The organism is Fructilactobacillus sp. YLN 2507 (assembly GCF_059614085.1).
Map to the genome: position 1 here is coordinate 522,233 of NZ_CM184303.1, position 16,484 is coordinate 538,716.

Here is a 16,484-nt window from a genome sequence, read left to right on the forward strand (position 1 = left end):
TGCTCTGGTAAGTTTCAGAGCAAAGCCTGTTTATTTATTTGGTAATGGATTGGTAATAGTAGTCGGATTTGATTCAACTTTTTTGACCGGTTTTTCTGGGACTTCAACAGTTTGTGGTGACATAGGGATTACGATTCCAGCTTGGGTTAGCGCTTTTAGATATGCTGCAAGGTACTCTGCCTGGATGTTACTTTCAGTCCCACTCAGAACAGTAATGATCACTTGAATCGCAAGTGAACCATCATTAAGATAAACAGTTCCGAAAATAAGTGGTTTTCCAATCACGTTTGGATTTTTACCATCTAGTTGGTCGTTCACTTGACTCATGATGTCTTCAATCTTTTTAATGGGTGAATCAGGCATAATTCGAATGTTAACTAATGTTGAAATATTGCCTCTGGATAAATTTGAAATAGTGGTAATATCACGATTAGGAATGAAATTTAACGTTCCATTTGAACTACGAATTTGCGTAGTTCTTAAGCCAATTGCAGAAACAATTCCATTAGTACTGTTAATAATAACATGTTCACCAACGTCAATTTGGTGTTCAAAGAGGATAAAGAAACCGCTAACAATATCACTAACAAACCCTTGAGCACCTAAACCAATTGCCAAACTGAAGATTCCCGCTCCAGCAATTAAGGTTCCAACTGGAATTCCAATAACTGATAAAATTGAGTAGAGCCAAAAGAAAATGACTAAATAATGAAAAGCATTTTGGGTCAAAGTATAAATGGTTTTATTTCGTCTTTTAATCACAATTTTTGAATTGTTAATGACTTTACTATTGTTGGAAGAATTAATTTTGAATTGATATTTTTTAAATAAATGATCAATCATCTTTTTTCCAGCTGCAGTAATAATAAAAAACAAAAGTGAAATTAAAATGATACTAAAAATTTTAGTGGTTAGGCTCCACAGAATTTCTTCAAAATTAAATTTATTAAGAAATTTATTTAAAAAAGTATTTTTGGTATACTGCCTTATGGTTTCGTTAGTTGTAGTTAAAAATAAGATAAAATGCATACGTTTACCTCTTTCATTAATATTTATAATTTTAATTATATCAAAGAAGTAGCTTTTTTAATATAATTGCTGGTTGCAATAATTGTCATAGTTATGAAATAATGATATTCTTAACTTGTTATAAATCGTTAGGAGGTAGTTCAATGACTATTGGACAAATAGCCGGTTTAATCGCCGCAATTGCATTTGCAGTACTAGTAATTTTTATTAGCATCTTTTTAATGAATTTAGTTAAGGCTTTAAATAATGCTAGTCGTAATTTAGATTCAATTACCATTGATATTAACGAATTAAGCGAAAACGCTAGTGATTTACTTGATAATGTTAATGATCGAATTGATCAAATAGACCCAGTGTTTCAAGCTGCAGCTGATTTAGGTACTACTGTTAGCGATGCCACTCAAAAGGCTAAGCATACGACAGATAAATTGAGAAATAAAATTAGTTTATTTACCAAGACTTCAATTCTTAGTGTTGTAGCAAATACTGCAATGAAGTTGTTTTCGAAAAAGCATAAAAAACAATAATTTTCGTTGAAAAGGAGAACATTATGAGTTTTAAAAAAGGGTTATTTTTAGGAACTATTCTTGGTGGAGCTGCTGCGTTTGCTGCATATCACTCACTTAATGAAGAAAAACAATATGAACTTAGAAATACAGTTTTAGATGCTGTGGAAGATGCTAAGGATCGTGCAGTTGATTATGCATACTATGCTGCGGATTCAATTGCTGATGCCAAAGATTCAGCTAGTGAACGTGTTAATGGTTATAAAGGTTCTTTTGATGATGTTAGTGAAAAAGTCAGTAATAAGCTCTTAGACCTAAAAGAAGACTTAGGTGAATTACAAACTTACTTAAGTTTAATTCCGGTTCCTAAGACACCCGAACAAGATCTTGAAAAAGATAAAGAATCTGATGATATCACATTAGATATGGATGATGCTTTTTCAACGGAAAATGATAATGATGATCGAATTGTTGAAAAAACAACAGAAGAACATCGTGACTAATTAATTTTTAATGAAAGGCCATTTTGTATGGTCTTTTTTATTTGCTTGAATGTAAACGGTTACTCTGATATTCTTGTACTTAAGATGTCCATAACGAAAGAAGGTCGACTGGAATGAAAAAAAAAGAAACTGTCACAATTTATGATGTAGCTAGAGAAGCTTCAGTTTCAATGGCAACTGTTTCACGGGTTGTCAATCATAATCACAACGTTAAGCCTGAAACTGAACAGCGAGTTTTAGAGGTGGTTAAGCGTTTGAATTATCGTCCTAATGACGTTGCTAGGGGATTAGCTAGTAAAAAAACTACTACTGTAGGAGTAATTATTCCTAATGTTACTAATTCGTATTTTGCAGCTTTAGCTCGGGGAATTGATGATATTGCAGAAATGTACGAATATAACATTATTTTGACTAATTCTGATGGGGATGAAAAAAAAGAAATTAAAGCCCTTAATACCCTATATTCTAAGCAAGTTGATGGAATTATCTTTATGGGAAATGAAATTAGCGAATCTGTCCGTTCTGAAATGAATGAAGAACGGATTCCAGTAGTTTTGGCGGGGTCAGTTGATCCGCAAAGTCAATTTAATAGTGTTAACATTGATTATCGTAAAGCAGTTTATGCTCAAACGAATTCGCTGTTAAAAAATGGTAATGATCGGGTTGCTTTTGTTGCTTCTCACTTAGAACGTTCAATTAATAAAGATTATCGTATCAAAGGTTATCGTGATGCTTTAGAAGATGCAGGAATTCCATTTCGGAAAACACTATTAATTGAAACTAATCAAGCAAATTATGATAGTGGTTATCGTTTGAGAAATAAATTAGTGCAAGAAGAAGTTACCGCTGCAATAGTTAGTAATGATGATTTGGCAGCTGGGATTATGAATTCCATGTCTGATAGTGGGATTAATGTTCCTGAACAATTTGAAGTTGCAACAAGTGATAACACTAAGTTAACGGAAATGACTCGTCCAATGTTGTCAACAATTACGCAACCACTTTACGATATAGGGGCAGTTTCGATGCGATTGTTGACTAAACTAATGAAAAATGAAGAAGTTGCCGAACGAAATATCTTACTTCCGTTTGGATTAAAAGAAAGAAATTCCACAAAATAGCAGCAAACTTGATTATGACGGCTTTTGTTGGTATAATCGAAACTGTTAATTTCAGATATAGAGAGGAGTGCTGAATCATGTCAGGACATTCAAAATGGCATAATATTCAGGGTCGTAAAAACGCTCAAGATGCCAAAAGAGGTAAAATTTTTCAAAAGATTTCACGTAACTTATATCAAGCTGCCAAATCAGGCGGGGTTGATCCAGATGGAAATCCCCAATTAAGACTTGAATTAGAAAAAGCTAAAGCTGCTAATATGCCTAAGGATAATGTTCAACGTGCCTTGGACAAAGCTTCAGGTGTTGGTGGAGCTAATTTCGAAGAAGTAACTTATGAAGGTTATGGACCTGGTGGAACTGCTGTAATGGTTTCTACTTTAACTGATAATAAAAATCGAACTGCTGCTGCGGTTCGGTCTGCGTTTACTCACCATGGTGGTTCTTTAGGTACCAATGGTTCAGTTTCTTATAACTTTGATCGTAAAGGTTACGTTGTGGTTTTACGTGATGAAACCGAAGCAGATGAAGATACCATGTTAATGGATGCTTTAGATGCTGGTGCAGATGATATGAAAGCTACTGCAGATGAATATCAAATTTTTACTGATCCATCAAGTATGGTTGCAGTTCGTGATGCATTACAAGATGCTGGGTACAAACTTGATAACTCTGAAGTTCGATTATTCCCACAAAATGTTACCGAAGTTCCAGATGATAAAATTGCACAATATACAGGTTTAATTGATGAATTGTCTGAAAATGATGATGTTCAAGATGTTTATGAAGCAGCAGTTTTACCAGAAGATGCTGAAGAATAACTAAATTAATTTTCCAAAAGACTCAATCTTTAAAATAGATTGGGTTTTTTTTTCGTATCTTAATAGAGAAGGATGTGAAAATATGGAAATTAGTAAATTGTTTGATCAAATAATTGAATTGGCGGTTCAGCAACGAGCCTCGGATATTTATTTTCTGCCTAAAAGTGAAAACTATGAAGTTAAAATTCATACTACTAGGGGAGTTATTCAACTTTCTGAAATTTCATTTGAAAAAGCGCAAAGAATTATTACATTTTGTAAATATCAAAGTGGCATGTCAGTTTCAGAAAAAAGAAGGCCGCAACTGGGATCGTTATCTTATGGATATCAAACTGGAAATTTGCGAATTCGGTTATCATCAGTTGGAACTTTTAATCAACATGAATCCCTAGTAATGCGGATTATTTACGATAATGGAAGCGAAGATTGTCAGTTTTTTGAAGAAAAAATGTTAGATAATTTAAAAAAATTGTCCAATCAAAGGGGATTGATGATTTTTGCAGGTCCAACTGGTTCTGGCAAAACGAGTACAATTTATAAAGTAGCTCGTTCTCTACACGACAATGAAGTTGTTATGTCAATTGAAGATCCAGTTGAAATTTATGAAGATCGTTTTTTACAACTAGAAGTTAATGGGAAAGCGGATATGAGCTATGCTAATTTGTTAAAGGTTGGCTTGCGCCAACGTCCAGATGTTTTTATCATTGGTGAAATTCGTGATGAACAGACTGCTAAAATTGCTGTTCGAGCAGCTTTAAGTGGCCATTTGGTATTTACTACTGTACATGCGAAAACTCCATCAGGAGTGATTCAGCGGATGTTAGAATTGGGTATTAATTATCAACAACTAAAAAGTGCAATTAACTCAGTTGTTTATCAACGCTTATTACCAACCGTTACAGGAAACAGTCAGGCATTAATTTCAGTTTTAAATTTAGAAACAATTGAAAAACAAAAAAGTGATATGACAGACTGGAGAAATAGATTAAATCGATTATATGAAAAAGGAGTCATCTCTAATGAAACTCAAAAGCAATACCAATTTGGATAAATTATCATTATCCCAGCAAGCCTTTATCTTTTCTACTATTGCAGAATTAATAAAGATTGGTTTTTCCATTTCTCAATCATTAGCGTTTATTAGAACAGTTTCCAAAAAGAATTGTAAAACTATTTTACGAATCGAAAAAGGTCTAAAAGATGGATATTCTTTGCCACAATCAATGAAATTTTTTCTGAATAATTCCATGTATCAACAATTATTAATTGCTGATGAACACGGTAAAATTGAGGATGGTATGCAAGCAATTAGCGACTTTATTCAGTTAAGATTAAAACAAAAAAATAAAATTCGTGATATTGCAATTTACCCTTTAATTTTATTCTTTATGTTAGTTTTATTATTAATTGTCATCAAACTATTTGTGTTACCTGAAACAAATATCTTAGGTCAGATAAAACCTTCGCAAAATTGGTTAACATATTTATTAATGGTTAGTTTAGGGTTTATTAGTGTTTTTGGTTTTTATCAAATCAAAGTTTTTTTAAACAAACAGGCAATTTATAAAGCTAATGTGTTAACTAGTTTACCATTACTTGGCCCAGTTTTTAGTTCTTATTATGAATACTATTTAACTAGTAATTTAGCAATTATGTTCCAAAATGGTTTGGATTTGCGTAAAATTGTTCAAATTTTTGCTAAATTTAAAGAACGAACTTTATTATTTGAAATTGGACAAGAAATGGATTCTTCTTTAAAACAAGGGATTGGAATTGAATCAATATTTAAACATTATCACTTTGTTTCAAATGAACTGGTGGTGTTTTTATCTAATGGAAGTACGAATGAAATCCTAGCCAAAAACCTACGAGCTTTAAGCAAATTGTGTTTTCAACGATTAATTAAAAAGTCAGAAAAATTAATTAATTTAATTCAACCAACTGCTTTTGTAATTATTGGAATTACAATTGTAGTTACCTATTTAAAAATGTTGTTACCGCTGTATCATTCAATGGAGAGTATTTATTAATGAAAAAAAGAAAAGGATTTACTTTAATTGAAATGACCGTTGTGCTATTTATTATTTCACTATTAATTTTAATTATTATTCCTAATTTGAGTTCACAAAAGAATCACGCTAACTCAGTTCATGGGAATGCTATGGTAAATGTGGTACAAACTCAGATTGACGCTTATGAAGATGAACATTCAGATAGTAATATAACTTTTGATAAATTAGTAGAAAATAACTATTTAACTAAAAAACAGGCTAAACAAGCAACAACCGAAAACATTACAATTCAAGGGAATCATGCTAAAAAAGATTAGAAGGGGATTTACTTTGGCAGAGACTTTGATTGTATTGGTTATTAGTTCCCTGATTATGACATTGCTAGTTTTTGCGTTTGCAATGTTTCCCCAGAATCAAATTCAAGAAAAAGCATTTTGGCGTAATTTTGATGAGCAATGGAATTCTGCAATTCAAGCTGGAAAAAGTAGCGGTCAAATAACAACCGTACGCTTTCGACCAACTGATAATGAAATTGTATTTGAACAACTAAAGCGTAATCAACTTCAATATAAGCGTGTTCAATTACCAGATGGATTGCGTCCTATGGAATATCGAGAAATTAAAATTTCCGAAAAAGGTTTTGTTAGACCACAAACTTTAAATTGGAATTCCCCAAAACGTCATTGTCACATTCATCAAAAATTTCAATTAGGTTGGGGGATTTATTACTGTGAGGATTACTAATAGATCAGGATTTACATTAATTGATACTTTAATTGGATTGATAATCATTTGTTTGGCCGTTTCCCTTTATTTTGAGATGAGTCAAGTCATGAATCATCGTTTAAATCAGAGCAATCATAAATTAATGGAGACACGGAAAATCTATGAACTTAAAGATAAATGAATTTAGAAATGGTTTTTCTCTAGTGGAAACCATTTTTTCTTTACTAATTATTTCAATTGCAGTTAGTTTAATTGGCTTTACGTTTCAACAAATGCGACAAAACAATGTAAAACAACAGCAAGCAAGTGAAATCTTTCGCTATTTAGATTTAATTGAATCTAAACAATTTACATTTAAAAGCGTGATGATCAAAAATGATCAATTATATTTATATAGTCAAACTGAACAAAAAACTTATATTGTTAGCAAGTATAAGGATCAGATTAAAATGAAAACTGCTGACGGAGGATACATGCCATTAATTTTACATGTTGAAGCAGCAGACTGGAAAATTAAACAAAATCAAGTAATTTCAACGATTAGATTAGGAGGGAAAAAATATGAATTCACTAGTATGCTCCCCAAGAGCGGGTAGTTTAACTTTTATCGCAATTCTTTTTTTAATGTTGATTGCAATTGTGATAAATTATCAATTAAAAACGGTCAATGCTCAAATTAATGTTAATAATTTAAGAATTAATCAGATGGAACGAACAATCAAACAGTGAATCTTGAAAAATAGCGATAATTTCGGTACTATTAACCTAAGATATAAGCTAAAGGAGCTGAAGATATTGTCTGAAAAAGATACAACAGATTTATATCAAGTCTTTGATCAATCTACTATAGTATTAATGCAAGCCCTTAATACTTCTTATTTAGATGCCTTTATTGAAACGGCTGATAACATTATTGATAATGGAACAGTTCGAGTTGAAAATGGGATTCCAAATGAAAAAGTTGTCAAAGAATTGACAGAACTTTATAAAACCGTTGATTATAAAAAAATGGATGCTCCTTCGATTCGTAGAGCAATCCAGATGGCTATGATTAGAGCAATTAAAGTTGATAAAATTCAAGCAATTCATCAAATTACCCCCGATACAATTGCCTACATTATGGGATATTTGATTTTGCGATTATACAAAAATAGGGATACAGTCAAAGTTCTTGATCCAGCTGTTGGATCAGGGAACCTATTAACTGCTGTGATGAATCAACTGAATTTAGAATTGCACGAAAAAGTTTCTGGAATTGGGATTGATAATGATGATTCATTGATTTCGGTAGCTAGCATTAGTGCTAAATTGCAGCGATTAGATGTTGAATTGATTCATCAAGACAGTATTGCTGAAATCGATATTCCAGAAGTTGATTTAGTTGTTTCTGATTTGCCAGTGGGTTATTATCCGATTGATGTGAATACCAATGATTTTGCAACGAAAGCAACGAAAGGGCATTCTTACGTACATCATCTATTAATTGAACAATCAATTCGGCATTTAAAAGATGGGGATTTTGCTGTTTTTCTAGTTCCAAGTAATTTATTTCAAACTAATGAAGCAAAAGGTCTGTTAAAATGGATGCAAGATGCCGTTTATTTGCAAGGTGTTTTAAATTTACCAAAAGAGCTATTTTTAACTGAAAGTACTCAAAAGGCAATTATGATTTTACAAAAGCGTGGGAATGGTGCTAAACAAGTAAATAAAGTAATGCTTGGGGAATTTCCATCATTTAAAGATACTGAAGCCTTTCAAAAATTTATGCAAGAAATTGTTGATTGGGAAGAAAAAGATTTGTTAGGAAAATAAGGAGAAAATAATGAGTAAAATTATTGCTGTTAATGCTGGTAGTTCAACCTTGAAATTTAAATTATATGAAATGCCTTCAGAAAAAACTCTTGCTGAGGGAGTGATCGAAAGAATTGCACTTCCTGACTCACATATTGAAATTAAATATGGGGATGGAAAGAAATATGAAGAAACAACAGATGTGAAAGATCATGAACAAGCAATTCAAATTCTTTTGGATCAATTATTAAGCCTAAATATTATTAATGAATATTCAGAAATTAATGGTGTTGGTCATCGAGTAGTTGCTGGTGGTGAATATTTTGACAAATCTGTGATTATTACTCCGGAAGTTTTGGAAAAAATTGAAAGTTTAACTGAACTAGCACCACTTCATGAACCTGCTAATGTACTTGGAATTAAAGCTTTTAAGAAAGTTTTACCTGATATCATTAGTGTGGCAGTTTTTGACACCGCTTTTCATGCAACGTTACCAGAAAAAAACTTCTTATACAGTCTTCCTTACGAATACTATGAAAAATATAGTGCTCGTAAATATGGTTTTCATGGAATTAGTTACCGCTATGTAAGTCAACGTACCGCGGAATTCCTTGGGAAACCAGTAGAAGATTTAAAAATGGTAATTATGCATTTAGGTGCAGGAGCTTCAATTTGTGCCGTTAAAAATGGTAAATCATACGATACTTCAATGGGATTCACTCCTGTTACTGGAATTACTATGGCAACACGTTCTGGAGATGTGGACCCGTCATTACTTGCTTATGTAATGCAAAAGGAAGGTATGACTGATATTAATGATATGATTGAAGTTCTTAACAAAAAATCAGGACTTCTTGGAATTTCTGGAGTTTCTGCAGACATGCGTGATGTTGAAGCAGCTCAAGCTACTAATCCTCGTGCAAAGGTTGCTCGTGAGATTTACGTTAATCGAATTATTCGTTATGTTGGAGCTTATATTGCTGAAATGGGTGGTGCGGATGCAATTGTATTTACTGCTGGTGTGGGTGAAAATAGTATCACAGTTCGTAAAGAAGTTGCTGATGGATTAAGTTACTTTGGTATTGGAGTCGATAACGAAAAAAATGATGTACGTGGCGTAATTAGAGATATTAGTGCTGCTGATTCAAAAATTAAGACTTTATTAGTGCCAACTGATGAAGAATTAATGATTGTTCGAGATGTTCAAGCATTATCAAATAAATAAGTTTTAATGATTATAGACACTTTTTAAACAGGTGTCTTTTTTATATGGACAAATATTGCAACAACAAGTATACTTTAAGTAATCTATTGTTAAATCGAAAGGACGTATTTAATTTGGCTGAAAATAACGAACAAAAAATGGAGCGAGGCTTAAAAAGTCGTCACGTTCAACTGATCGCGCTCGGTGGTACGATTGGAACGGGATTATTTTTAGGAGCTGGTAAATCGATTCATCTTGCTGGTCCATCAATTTTATTAGCATACTTAATTGCTGGGTTAGCGTGCTTCTTTTTAATGAGAGCATTAGGTGAATTGCTACTGTCTCATACAGATAGCGTTTCATTTATTGACTTTATTGATAAGTATTTGGGTAAAAAAATTGGATTTGTTGCTGGTTGGACGTATTTAATTTGTTGGATTACCATTGCAATGGCTGAGATTACAGCAGCTGGGTTATACATGCAATTTTGGTACCCCGACTTACCAATCTGGGTTACTGCGTTATTTTTGTTGGTAGTTTTATTCTTTATGAATACGGTTACGGTTTCAGCTTTTGGAGAAACTGAGTTTTGGTTTGCGATTATCAAAGTAGTTGCAATTTTAGTTTTAATTGGTGCAGGAGTAGTACTAGTAGCCATTAATTACAAAACTCCAGTTGGACATGCATCTATTAGCAATATTACGGGGGGGAGCTTTTTCCCTCACGGACTTAGTGGTTTCTTTCTTTCATTTCAAATGGTTGTTTTTAGTTTTGTTGGAGTAGAAATGATCGGAATGACTGCCTCAGAAACCAAAGATCCACAAAAGATTATTCCTAAATGTATTAATGATGTTCCTGTTAGAATTATTTTATTTTATATTGGAGCATTAGTTGCTTTAATGTGTATCTATCCTTGGTATTATGTTTCACCTGATTCAAGTCCTTTCGTACAAGTGTTTCAAGGCATTGGGATTAAGTCGGCAGCAGCTATCGTTAATTTTGTAGTTTTAACTGCAGCTGCTTCAGCTTGTAATAGTGCCATTTTTACTACGGGGAGAATGTTGTATTCGCTTACTTCAGAAAGTAAAAATAAATTTGCTAAAAAATTGGGGACCCTTTCAAAACGAGGACTTCCAACTAATGCAATTATGTTATGTACTTTATTAATTGCTTTGTCAGTAGTACTTGATATTATTGTACCTTCAGGGGTTTTTGATTTTATTTCTAGTGTGGCAACTACTTGTTTCTTATTTATTTGGTCACTAATTGTAATTACTGACTATAAGTATCGTAAATCGTTGACTGTGGATGAGACTGAGGCCTTGCCATTTAGAATGCCACTATTTCCTTACTCAAACTGGTTTGTTCTTGCTTTTATGTCAATGGTAGCAATTGTTCTTATTTTCCAAACATCAACCTTAATTGCTCTAGTTGGTTCAGTTGTATGGTTGGTAGGAATGTATTTATTTGCCAGTTATAAAGTTAAATAAAACTTAAAGTCCAGTGGCTTTTCACTGGACTTTTTGTCTGTTTAAATTTTTGAGAGATGTTAGAATTAGATATATGCTAGAAAAGGGGAAATAAAATGAAAGCTAAAGTCGCCATTTTACATACTAATGATTTACATTCACATTTTGAAAACTTCCCTAAAATCAAACGTTTTATGCAAAGCAAAACTAAAGAGCTTGAAGCAAAAGGATATACTGTTTTTCGTGTTGATGATGGTGATGCAATGGATCGTTCAAATGCCTTAACGGATGTTACGAATGGTCAATCTAATATCAAACTTTTGAATCAGATTCATTATGATGTTGCAACGATTGGCAATAATGAAGTTTTGACTAATTCACATATGGATTTAGAACACTTATATGATCAAGCAAATTTTAAAGTTATTTTAGATAATGTTGAAGAAAATGATACTGGGAAAAAACCACAATGGGCACATTCATATGAAGATTATGTTTTACCGAATGGTTCGAAGATTAGATTTATGGGATTAACATTTCCTTACCCAACTTTTAAAGACCTTGGCTGGCATGCTCAACCAGTATATGAAACGCTTACGGAACAGTTACAAAAATGGCGTGATGACTATGATATTTTAATTTTACTTTCACATTTAGGAATTAATTATGATACTGAGATTGCCAAGCGATTTCCTGAAATTTCGATTATTATTGGTGGGCATACACATCATTGGTTACCAACTGGAAAGATGTTTAATCAAACGTTACTAACTGCAGCTGAAAAATGGGGACATTATGTTGGTGTAATTACTTTTGAAGTTGATGGCAAAACAATTTACAACCGCCAAGCCGAAACGATTAAAACGAATGAATTACCGACAGCTCCTGATGATGAACTTTGGATTGAAAAAATTGATACAGCTGGGACAAAGAAACTTTCCAAACAAAAGGTTGCAGCTTTGCCAAAACCACTTATGACATCATTGGATAATAATAATCCAATGATTAAAGTTGGGTTGAAAGCCTTGGAAAATTATACAGGAACTGACGCAGCAGTTTTAAACACGGGATTATTTTTAAAGGATTTGCCACAAGGGGTTGTGGATATGTATCAAATTCAGCAAGTTTTACCACATAATATTCATGCCATGAAAACTGAACTGTGGGGATTTGATTTGGTACGTCTTATTAAAGAGATGGAAAAAAATAAAAAATTTTTGATTCACTTTGAGCAAAAGGGAATGGGGTTTCGAGGTTCGAACTTTGGCTTATTAGTTTACTCAGGAATTAGTTATGATGCACAAAAAAAACAAGTCTTATGGCATGGTAAACAGATTAATTTATTCCAAAAGTATACGATTGCCTTACTTGATCACTACGAGTTTATTCCCTTTTTTCCAACAATTGAAATTGCTGGAAAAAATAAAATTTATTTTGATGGAACCTTAAAACAAATTTTTGCTGATTATTTAGCGAAAAAATATCCGATAAGGAATGAAAAAAATGAAACATAGTGAAATTGAAGAAATAATTGAAACTAGACGTGATACTCGTACTAAGTTTGCTGATATAAAGCAGGTTGATGAAAATACGCTAAAAATCAACGGTCATTTATATAATTTGATAGTTAATAAAAATGATGGTTTTCAACTAGGTCAATTTGAAAATACTTTCAATCCGATTTTTACGCATTTTGACTACATTGTTGGTGATATTGGTTATGGTCAGTTACGCTTAAAGGGTTTTTATGATGATCAGCGTAATGTTGACAATGATTTAAAAAAAAGTGCGATTGAGGACTATTTGATTGATTATTGTAATTTTGGTTCAAGCTATTTTGTTTTACATAATCTGGAGGCTAGTAAGATTGGTGATATAAAAAAATATCAACCGCATCCACACAGTCATAATCATCAAGGCAATGTTCGCAAAACACATGATATTAAACCTAAGCGGCAATCTTCAAAGGGAAATAAGCAAAATCAGCATCGCAAATTCACCATTAGACAAAAGGGCGAGGATTATCATTTATGAAAAAATATAAGGGTTATTTAATTGATCTTGATGGAACGGTTTATCGAGGAAAAATTCAAATTCCAGCTGCTAAAAGATTTATTGAACGACTTCAAGCTAAACAAATTCCATTTTTGTTTGTTACAAACAATACTACTAAGCAGCCAGCAGACGTGGTTAAAAATTTAGCTAATAATCATGATATTTTTGTTAACGAGACGAATGTCTATACTTCGGGTCAAGCAACGGTTGAATATTTGGTTAATGATGCTAATAAATGTGATTTAGAAAAAAGTGTTTATGCAATTGGCGAAGTGGGGTTAAAGCAACTACTTAGCAAAAACGGATTTAATTTATATTCAGAATATCCAAGTTATGTGGTAGTTGCTTTAGATCGAGACTTGACTTATCAAAAATTAGCTCAAGCGGTGCTTTACGTTAATGCAGGGGTAAAATTTATTGGAACTAATGCTGATACTTTGATTCCAAGTGAGCAGGGAATGATACCAAGTGCTGGATCAATTATTGATTCAGTTCGTTATGCAACACAAACTAAGCCATTTATTATTGGGAAACCTAATGATTTGATTGTGAACAATGCGATTAAACGGATGGGACTTAAAAAAGATGAAGTAGTAATGGTTGGTGATAATTATGATACAGATATTGCTGCTGGAATTAAAGCCGGAGTAGATACCTTATTAGTTTATTCAGGTGTATCGAAACGAACCGAAGTTGCTAAATTACCCCAACAACCAACGAGTGAGATTAATAATTTTGATGAATGGATTTTATAATCAGCGGGATTACGTGCTGCTAACGATGATCATCTTATTTACGATTACTTTTAGTACTTTTTTGGTCATTAACACTAGTTTTATTTATTGGTTAGTCATGAAATGGCTAAATTTAAATGTTAAATATCATGTTTCAGGTAAAATTTTAATGCATAATTTAAATGTAATGACTAACTTTATTCAAAATCCATTTGCTGGTAAGTTGAATTTATCTGAATATCACTTATCTAAGGGAGCATATGCACACTTTAAAGATGTCCGTAAATTAGTTCTCCTAAATCACTTTACATTACTTATAAGCGTGATTTATTTAGTGATTACCTGGATTAGAGGAGAAATTCAGCAAAATTTATGGAAACTTACTGATTATCTTAAACGGGTTTTGGTAATGGTAGGATTGGTCATGTTACTTTGTTTAATTGATTTTAATGATATCTTTATTTATTTACACCGTTTGATTTTTTCCAACCATAATTGGGTCTTTAACCCCAAAAAAGATCCGATAATTAAGGTATTACCAGATCAGTATTTTTTATGTTGTTTTGTAGTATGGTTTAGCTTAGTTATTTTACTTTTAATTGGATTTTATAGCTATGGTAAATTACAAATAAAGACCAAGCATTAGGCTTGGTCTTTTTTGTTATTTAAGTGTCCTTTCACTATTCCGATTATTATAGGAATAAGTGAAATTAAAATAATTGAGATTACTACGACTGAAAAGTGTTCCTGAACAAATGGGATATTACCAAAGAAATAACCGCCTCCACAGCATAATGCTACCCAGGCAAAACAAGCAGTTAAATTATATTTAATGAATTTACTATAACGGTAGTCACTACTTGCTGCTACAAAGGGGGCAAAAGTTCTTACAATTGGCATGAATCTTGCAATGAAAATTGCAACTGCCCCATATTTATCGAAAAATGTACGTGCATGATCAAAGTCTTTTTTCTTAATAAACTTACTAAGAAAACGATTATCAGTGATTGCCATTCCAACTTTTTTACCAATAAAAAAGTTTAATGAATCACCTGCGATTGATGCGATTAAGAACAAGATAATAAAAATCCAAATATTTAAGCCATATTTAGGATTAGCCGATAGTGCGGCTGCTGCAAAAAGTAATGAATCTCCAGGAAGAAATGGTAGAATTACCGCCCCAGTTTCTACAAAAATGATTAAAAATAAGATTAGGTAGGTCCAATCACCAAAGGTATTGACAATGGTGATTAGATGTTTGTCAATGTGTAAAACAAAGTCAATCAATGTACTCATATTAGTTATAAATCTCCGTTCATAAATGTATTTTATGCAATACTTACATTCTAACAAACAATTGAAAGTAAAAGACTTAAAATTACTTAAATTTATTCGAAAAAATTATTGACTGATTAAATCTTTATTGGTAATATTATTTATGCCGGTGAGGGGAGTTATAAGAGCTTTTGGTTAATGATTTAATTAAAATTAATTCTTGACGAATTACTCATCACCATGTTATTATTATGTAGTTGTCTGATGAGACAATTAACATTGATTTGTTATTCCGACATAGCTCAGTTGGTAGAGCACCTGACTGTTAATCAGGTTGTCGACGGTTCGAGCCCGCCTGTCGGAGTATGTATTATGGAGAGTTGTCCGAGTTGGCCGAAGGAGCATCATTGGAAATGATGTAAACGGATGAACGTCTGTTTCGAGGGTTCGAATCCCTCACTCTCCGTAAGAATATATTATTTGTATGACCCGCTGGTCAAGTGGTTAAGACACTGCCCTTTCACGGCAGTAACATGGGTTCGAATCCCGTGCGGGTCATTTTGGAAGATTAGCTCAGCTGGGAGAGCACCTGCCTTACAAGCAGGGGGTCACAGGTTCGATCCCTGTATCTTCCATAGCAGTTGGTCCGTTGGTCCAGTCGGTTTAAGACGCCTGCCTGTCACGCAGGAGATCACGAGTTCGAGTCTCGTACGGACCGTTGTTGCAGGTTTTGCAACTATAATTGAATAAACAGCATAAACATAAATGGTATGGCTCTGTAGCTCAGTTGGTAGAGCAACGGATTGAAGCTCCGTGTGTCGGCAGTTCGATTCTGTCCAGCGCCATTTATGGAGGGGTAGCGAAGTCTGGCTAAACGCGGCGGACTGTAAATCCGCTCCTTCGGGTTCGGTGGTTCGAATCCACTCCCCTCCATTAATAGGGATGTAGTATAACGGTAGTACCTCGGTCTCCAAAACCGCTAGTGCGGGTTCGATTCCTGTCATCCCTGTTTATGATGTTATGGCGGTAGTGGTGAAGTGGTTAACACATCGGTTTGTGGTACCGACACGCGTGGGTTCGATTCCCATCTACCGCCCTTTTGATTGTCTTGCTTTTAATGCAAGAAGGGGCAATTGGTTTTAATGATTTATGGCGGTATAGCCAAGTGGTAAGGCAGAGGTCTGCAAAACCTTTATCGTCGGTTCAAATCCGACTACCGCCTTAGTATTGCCACAGTCAAG

At 33.3% G+C, this 16,484-nt stretch carries 19 protein-coding genes and 10 tRNA genes; 27 read left to right on the forward strand and 2 right to left on the reverse strand.

What is annotated here, in order from left to right:
- Window positions 1-30: 30 nt before the first annotated feature.
- On the reverse strand, window positions 31-1,029 hold the full coding sequence (locus tag AC0GLY_RS02715; RefSeq protein ID WP_496612008.1) for a mechanosensitive ion channel family protein: 999 nt from the start codon (window positions 1,027-1,029) through the stop codon (window positions 31-33).
- 143 nt (window positions 1,030-1,172) lie between these two features.
- On the opposite strand from AC0GLY_RS02715, the gene AC0GLY_RS02720 reads away from it, so the two are divergent.
- From AC0GLY_RS02720 to AC0GLY_RS02800, 17 genes are all read left to right on the forward strand, one after another.
- Window positions 1,173-1,556, forward strand: coding sequence for a DUF948 domain-containing protein (locus tag AC0GLY_RS02720; protein WP_496612009.1), 384 nt, complete (start codon window positions 1,173-1,175; stop codon window positions 1,554-1,556).
- A gap of 23 nt (window positions 1,557-1,579) precedes the next feature.
- Complete coding sequence (locus AC0GLY_RS02725; protein ID WP_496612010.1) at window positions 1,580-2,038, forward strand: hypothetical protein; 459 nt, start codon at window positions 1,580-1,582, stop codon at window positions 2,036-2,038.
- A gap of 113 nt (window positions 2,039-2,151) precedes the next feature.
- On the forward strand, window positions 2,152-3,159 hold the full coding sequence (gene ccpA, locus AC0GLY_RS02730; RefSeq protein WP_496612011.1) for a catabolite control protein A: 1,008 nt from the start codon (window positions 2,152-2,154) through the stop codon (window positions 3,157-3,159).
- Window positions 3,160-3,236: 77 nt separating this feature from the next.
- Window positions 3,237-3,977: a YebC/PmpR family DNA-binding transcriptional regulator gene (locus AC0GLY_RS02735; protein WP_496612012.1), complete on the forward strand. Its 741-nt coding sequence runs from the start codon at window positions 3,237-3,239 to the stop codon at window positions 3,975-3,977.
- Window positions 3,978-4,059: 82 nt separating this feature from the next.
- Window positions 4,060-5,028, forward strand: a complete 969-nt coding sequence (comGA, locus tag AC0GLY_RS02740; protein ID WP_496612013.1) for a competence type IV pilus ATPase ComGA — start codon at window positions 4,060-4,062, stop codon at window positions 5,026-5,028.
- Window positions 4,997-6,007, forward strand: coding sequence for a type II secretion system F family protein (locus tag AC0GLY_RS02745; protein WP_496612014.1), 1,011 nt, complete (start codon window positions 4,997-4,999; stop codon window positions 6,005-6,007). The genes comGA and AC0GLY_RS02745 overlap by 32 nt, the downstream gene beginning before the upstream one ends.
- Window positions 6,007-6,306, forward strand: coding sequence for a competence type IV pilus major pilin ComGC (gene comGC, locus AC0GLY_RS02750; protein ID WP_496612015.1), 300 nt, complete (start codon window positions 6,007-6,009; stop codon window positions 6,304-6,306). The genes AC0GLY_RS02745 and comGC overlap by 1 nt, the downstream gene beginning before the upstream one ends.
- Entirely contained in the window at window positions 6,290-6,733 is a 444-nt protein-coding gene (locus AC0GLY_RS02755) for a prepilin-type N-terminal cleavage/methylation domain-containing protein (RefSeq protein ID WP_496612016.1), read from the forward strand. Before comGC ends, AC0GLY_RS02755 begins: the two co-directional genes overlap by 17 nt.
- 143 nt (window positions 6,734-6,876) lie before the next feature.
- A complete protein-coding gene (locus AC0GLY_RS02760; RefSeq protein WP_496612017.1) occupies window positions 6,877-7,311 on the forward strand; it encodes a competence type IV pilus minor pilin ComGF in 435 nt (144 codons plus the stop codon).
- Window positions 7,277-7,444, forward strand: a complete 168-nt coding sequence (locus AC0GLY_RS02765) for a hypothetical protein (protein ID WP_496612018.1) — start codon at window positions 7,277-7,279, stop codon at window positions 7,442-7,444. Before AC0GLY_RS02760 ends, AC0GLY_RS02765 begins: the two co-directional genes overlap by 35 nt.
- Window positions 7,445-7,510: 66 nt before the next feature.
- On the forward strand, window positions 7,511-8,527 hold the full coding sequence (locus AC0GLY_RS02770; protein ID WP_496612019.1) for a class I SAM-dependent methyltransferase: 1,017 nt from the start codon (window positions 7,511-7,513) through the stop codon (window positions 8,525-8,527).
- A 10-nt stretch (window positions 8,528-8,537) separates the two neighbouring features.
- Window positions 8,538-9,731: an acetate/propionate family kinase gene (locus AC0GLY_RS02775; RefSeq protein ID WP_496612020.1), complete on the forward strand. Its 1,194-nt coding sequence runs from the start codon at window positions 8,538-8,540 to the stop codon at window positions 9,729-9,731.
- Window positions 9,732-9,868: 137 nt separating this feature from the next.
- Window positions 9,869-11,200 (forward strand): amino acid permease, encoded by a 1,332-nt coding sequence (locus AC0GLY_RS02780; protein ID WP_496612236.1) that lies wholly within the window; start codon window positions 9,869-9,871, stop codon window positions 11,198-11,200.
- Window positions 11,201-11,295: 95 nt separating this feature from the next.
- Window positions 11,296-12,693, forward strand: a complete 1,398-nt coding sequence (locus AC0GLY_RS02785; protein ID WP_496612021.1) for a bifunctional metallophosphatase/5'-nucleotidase — start codon at window positions 11,296-11,298, stop codon at window positions 12,691-12,693.
- On the forward strand, window positions 12,683-13,213 hold the full coding sequence (locus tag AC0GLY_RS02790; RefSeq protein WP_496612022.1) for a YutD family protein: 531 nt from the start codon (window positions 12,683-12,685) through the stop codon (window positions 13,211-13,213). The genes AC0GLY_RS02785 and AC0GLY_RS02790 overlap by 11 nt, the downstream gene beginning before the upstream one ends.
- Window positions 13,210-13,989 carry a TIGR01457 family HAD-type hydrolase gene (locus AC0GLY_RS02795; protein ID WP_496612023.1) on the forward strand — a complete coding sequence of 260 codons (780 nt, stop codon included), beginning with the start codon at window positions 13,210-13,212 and terminating at the stop codon, window positions 13,987-13,989. The genes AC0GLY_RS02790 and AC0GLY_RS02795 overlap by 4 nt, the downstream gene beginning before the upstream one ends.
- Window positions 13,973-14,614 carry a TIGR01906 family membrane protein gene (locus tag AC0GLY_RS02800; RefSeq protein WP_496612237.1) on the forward strand — a complete coding sequence of 214 codons (642 nt, stop codon included), beginning with the start codon at window positions 13,973-13,975 and terminating at the stop codon, window positions 14,612-14,614. Before AC0GLY_RS02795 ends, AC0GLY_RS02800 begins: the two co-directional genes overlap by 17 nt.
- On the opposite strand, the gene AC0GLY_RS02805 is transcribed toward AC0GLY_RS02800, so the two are convergent.
- Window positions 14,611-15,264, reverse strand: coding sequence for a VTT domain-containing protein (locus tag AC0GLY_RS02805; protein ID WP_496612024.1), 654 nt, complete (start codon window positions 15,262-15,264; stop codon window positions 14,611-14,613). The genes AC0GLY_RS02800 and AC0GLY_RS02805 overlap by 4 nt on opposite strands.
- A gap of 270 nt (window positions 15,265-15,534) precedes the next feature.
- Between AC0GLY_RS02805 and AC0GLY_RS02810 the strand changes: the two genes are divergently transcribed.
- From AC0GLY_RS02810 to AC0GLY_RS02855, 10 genes are all read left to right on the forward strand, one after another.
- Window positions 15,535-15,607, forward strand: a tRNA-Asn gene (locus tag AC0GLY_RS02810).
- A gap of 10 nt (window positions 15,608-15,617) precedes the next feature.
- A tRNA-Ser gene (locus AC0GLY_RS02815) sits at window positions 15,618-15,709 on the forward strand.
- 20 nt (window positions 15,710-15,729) lie between these two features.
- Window positions 15,730-15,801 (forward strand) — tRNA-Glu (locus AC0GLY_RS02820).
- A 4-nt stretch (window positions 15,802-15,805) separates the two neighbouring features.
- Window positions 15,806-15,878: transfer RNA gene (locus AC0GLY_RS02825), tRNA-Val, on the forward strand.
- An 8-nt stretch (window positions 15,879-15,886) separates the two neighbouring features.
- A tRNA-Asp gene (locus tag AC0GLY_RS02830) sits at window positions 15,887-15,961 on the forward strand.
- 54 nt (window positions 15,962-16,015) lie between these two features.
- A tRNA-Phe gene (locus AC0GLY_RS02835) sits at window positions 16,016-16,088 on the forward strand.
- A gap of 5 nt (window positions 16,089-16,093) precedes the next feature.
- Window positions 16,094-16,176 (forward strand) — tRNA-Tyr (locus tag AC0GLY_RS02840).
- Between the two features lie 5 nt (window positions 16,177-16,181).
- A tRNA-Trp gene (locus AC0GLY_RS02845) sits at window positions 16,182-16,252 on the forward strand.
- Between the two features lie 14 nt (window positions 16,253-16,266).
- A tRNA-His gene (locus tag AC0GLY_RS02850) sits at window positions 16,267-16,339 on the forward strand.
- Window positions 16,340-16,394: 55 nt separating this feature from the next.
- Window positions 16,395-16,465: transfer RNA gene (locus AC0GLY_RS02855), tRNA-Cys, on the forward strand.
- Window positions 16,466-16,484: the final 19 nt, after the last annotated feature.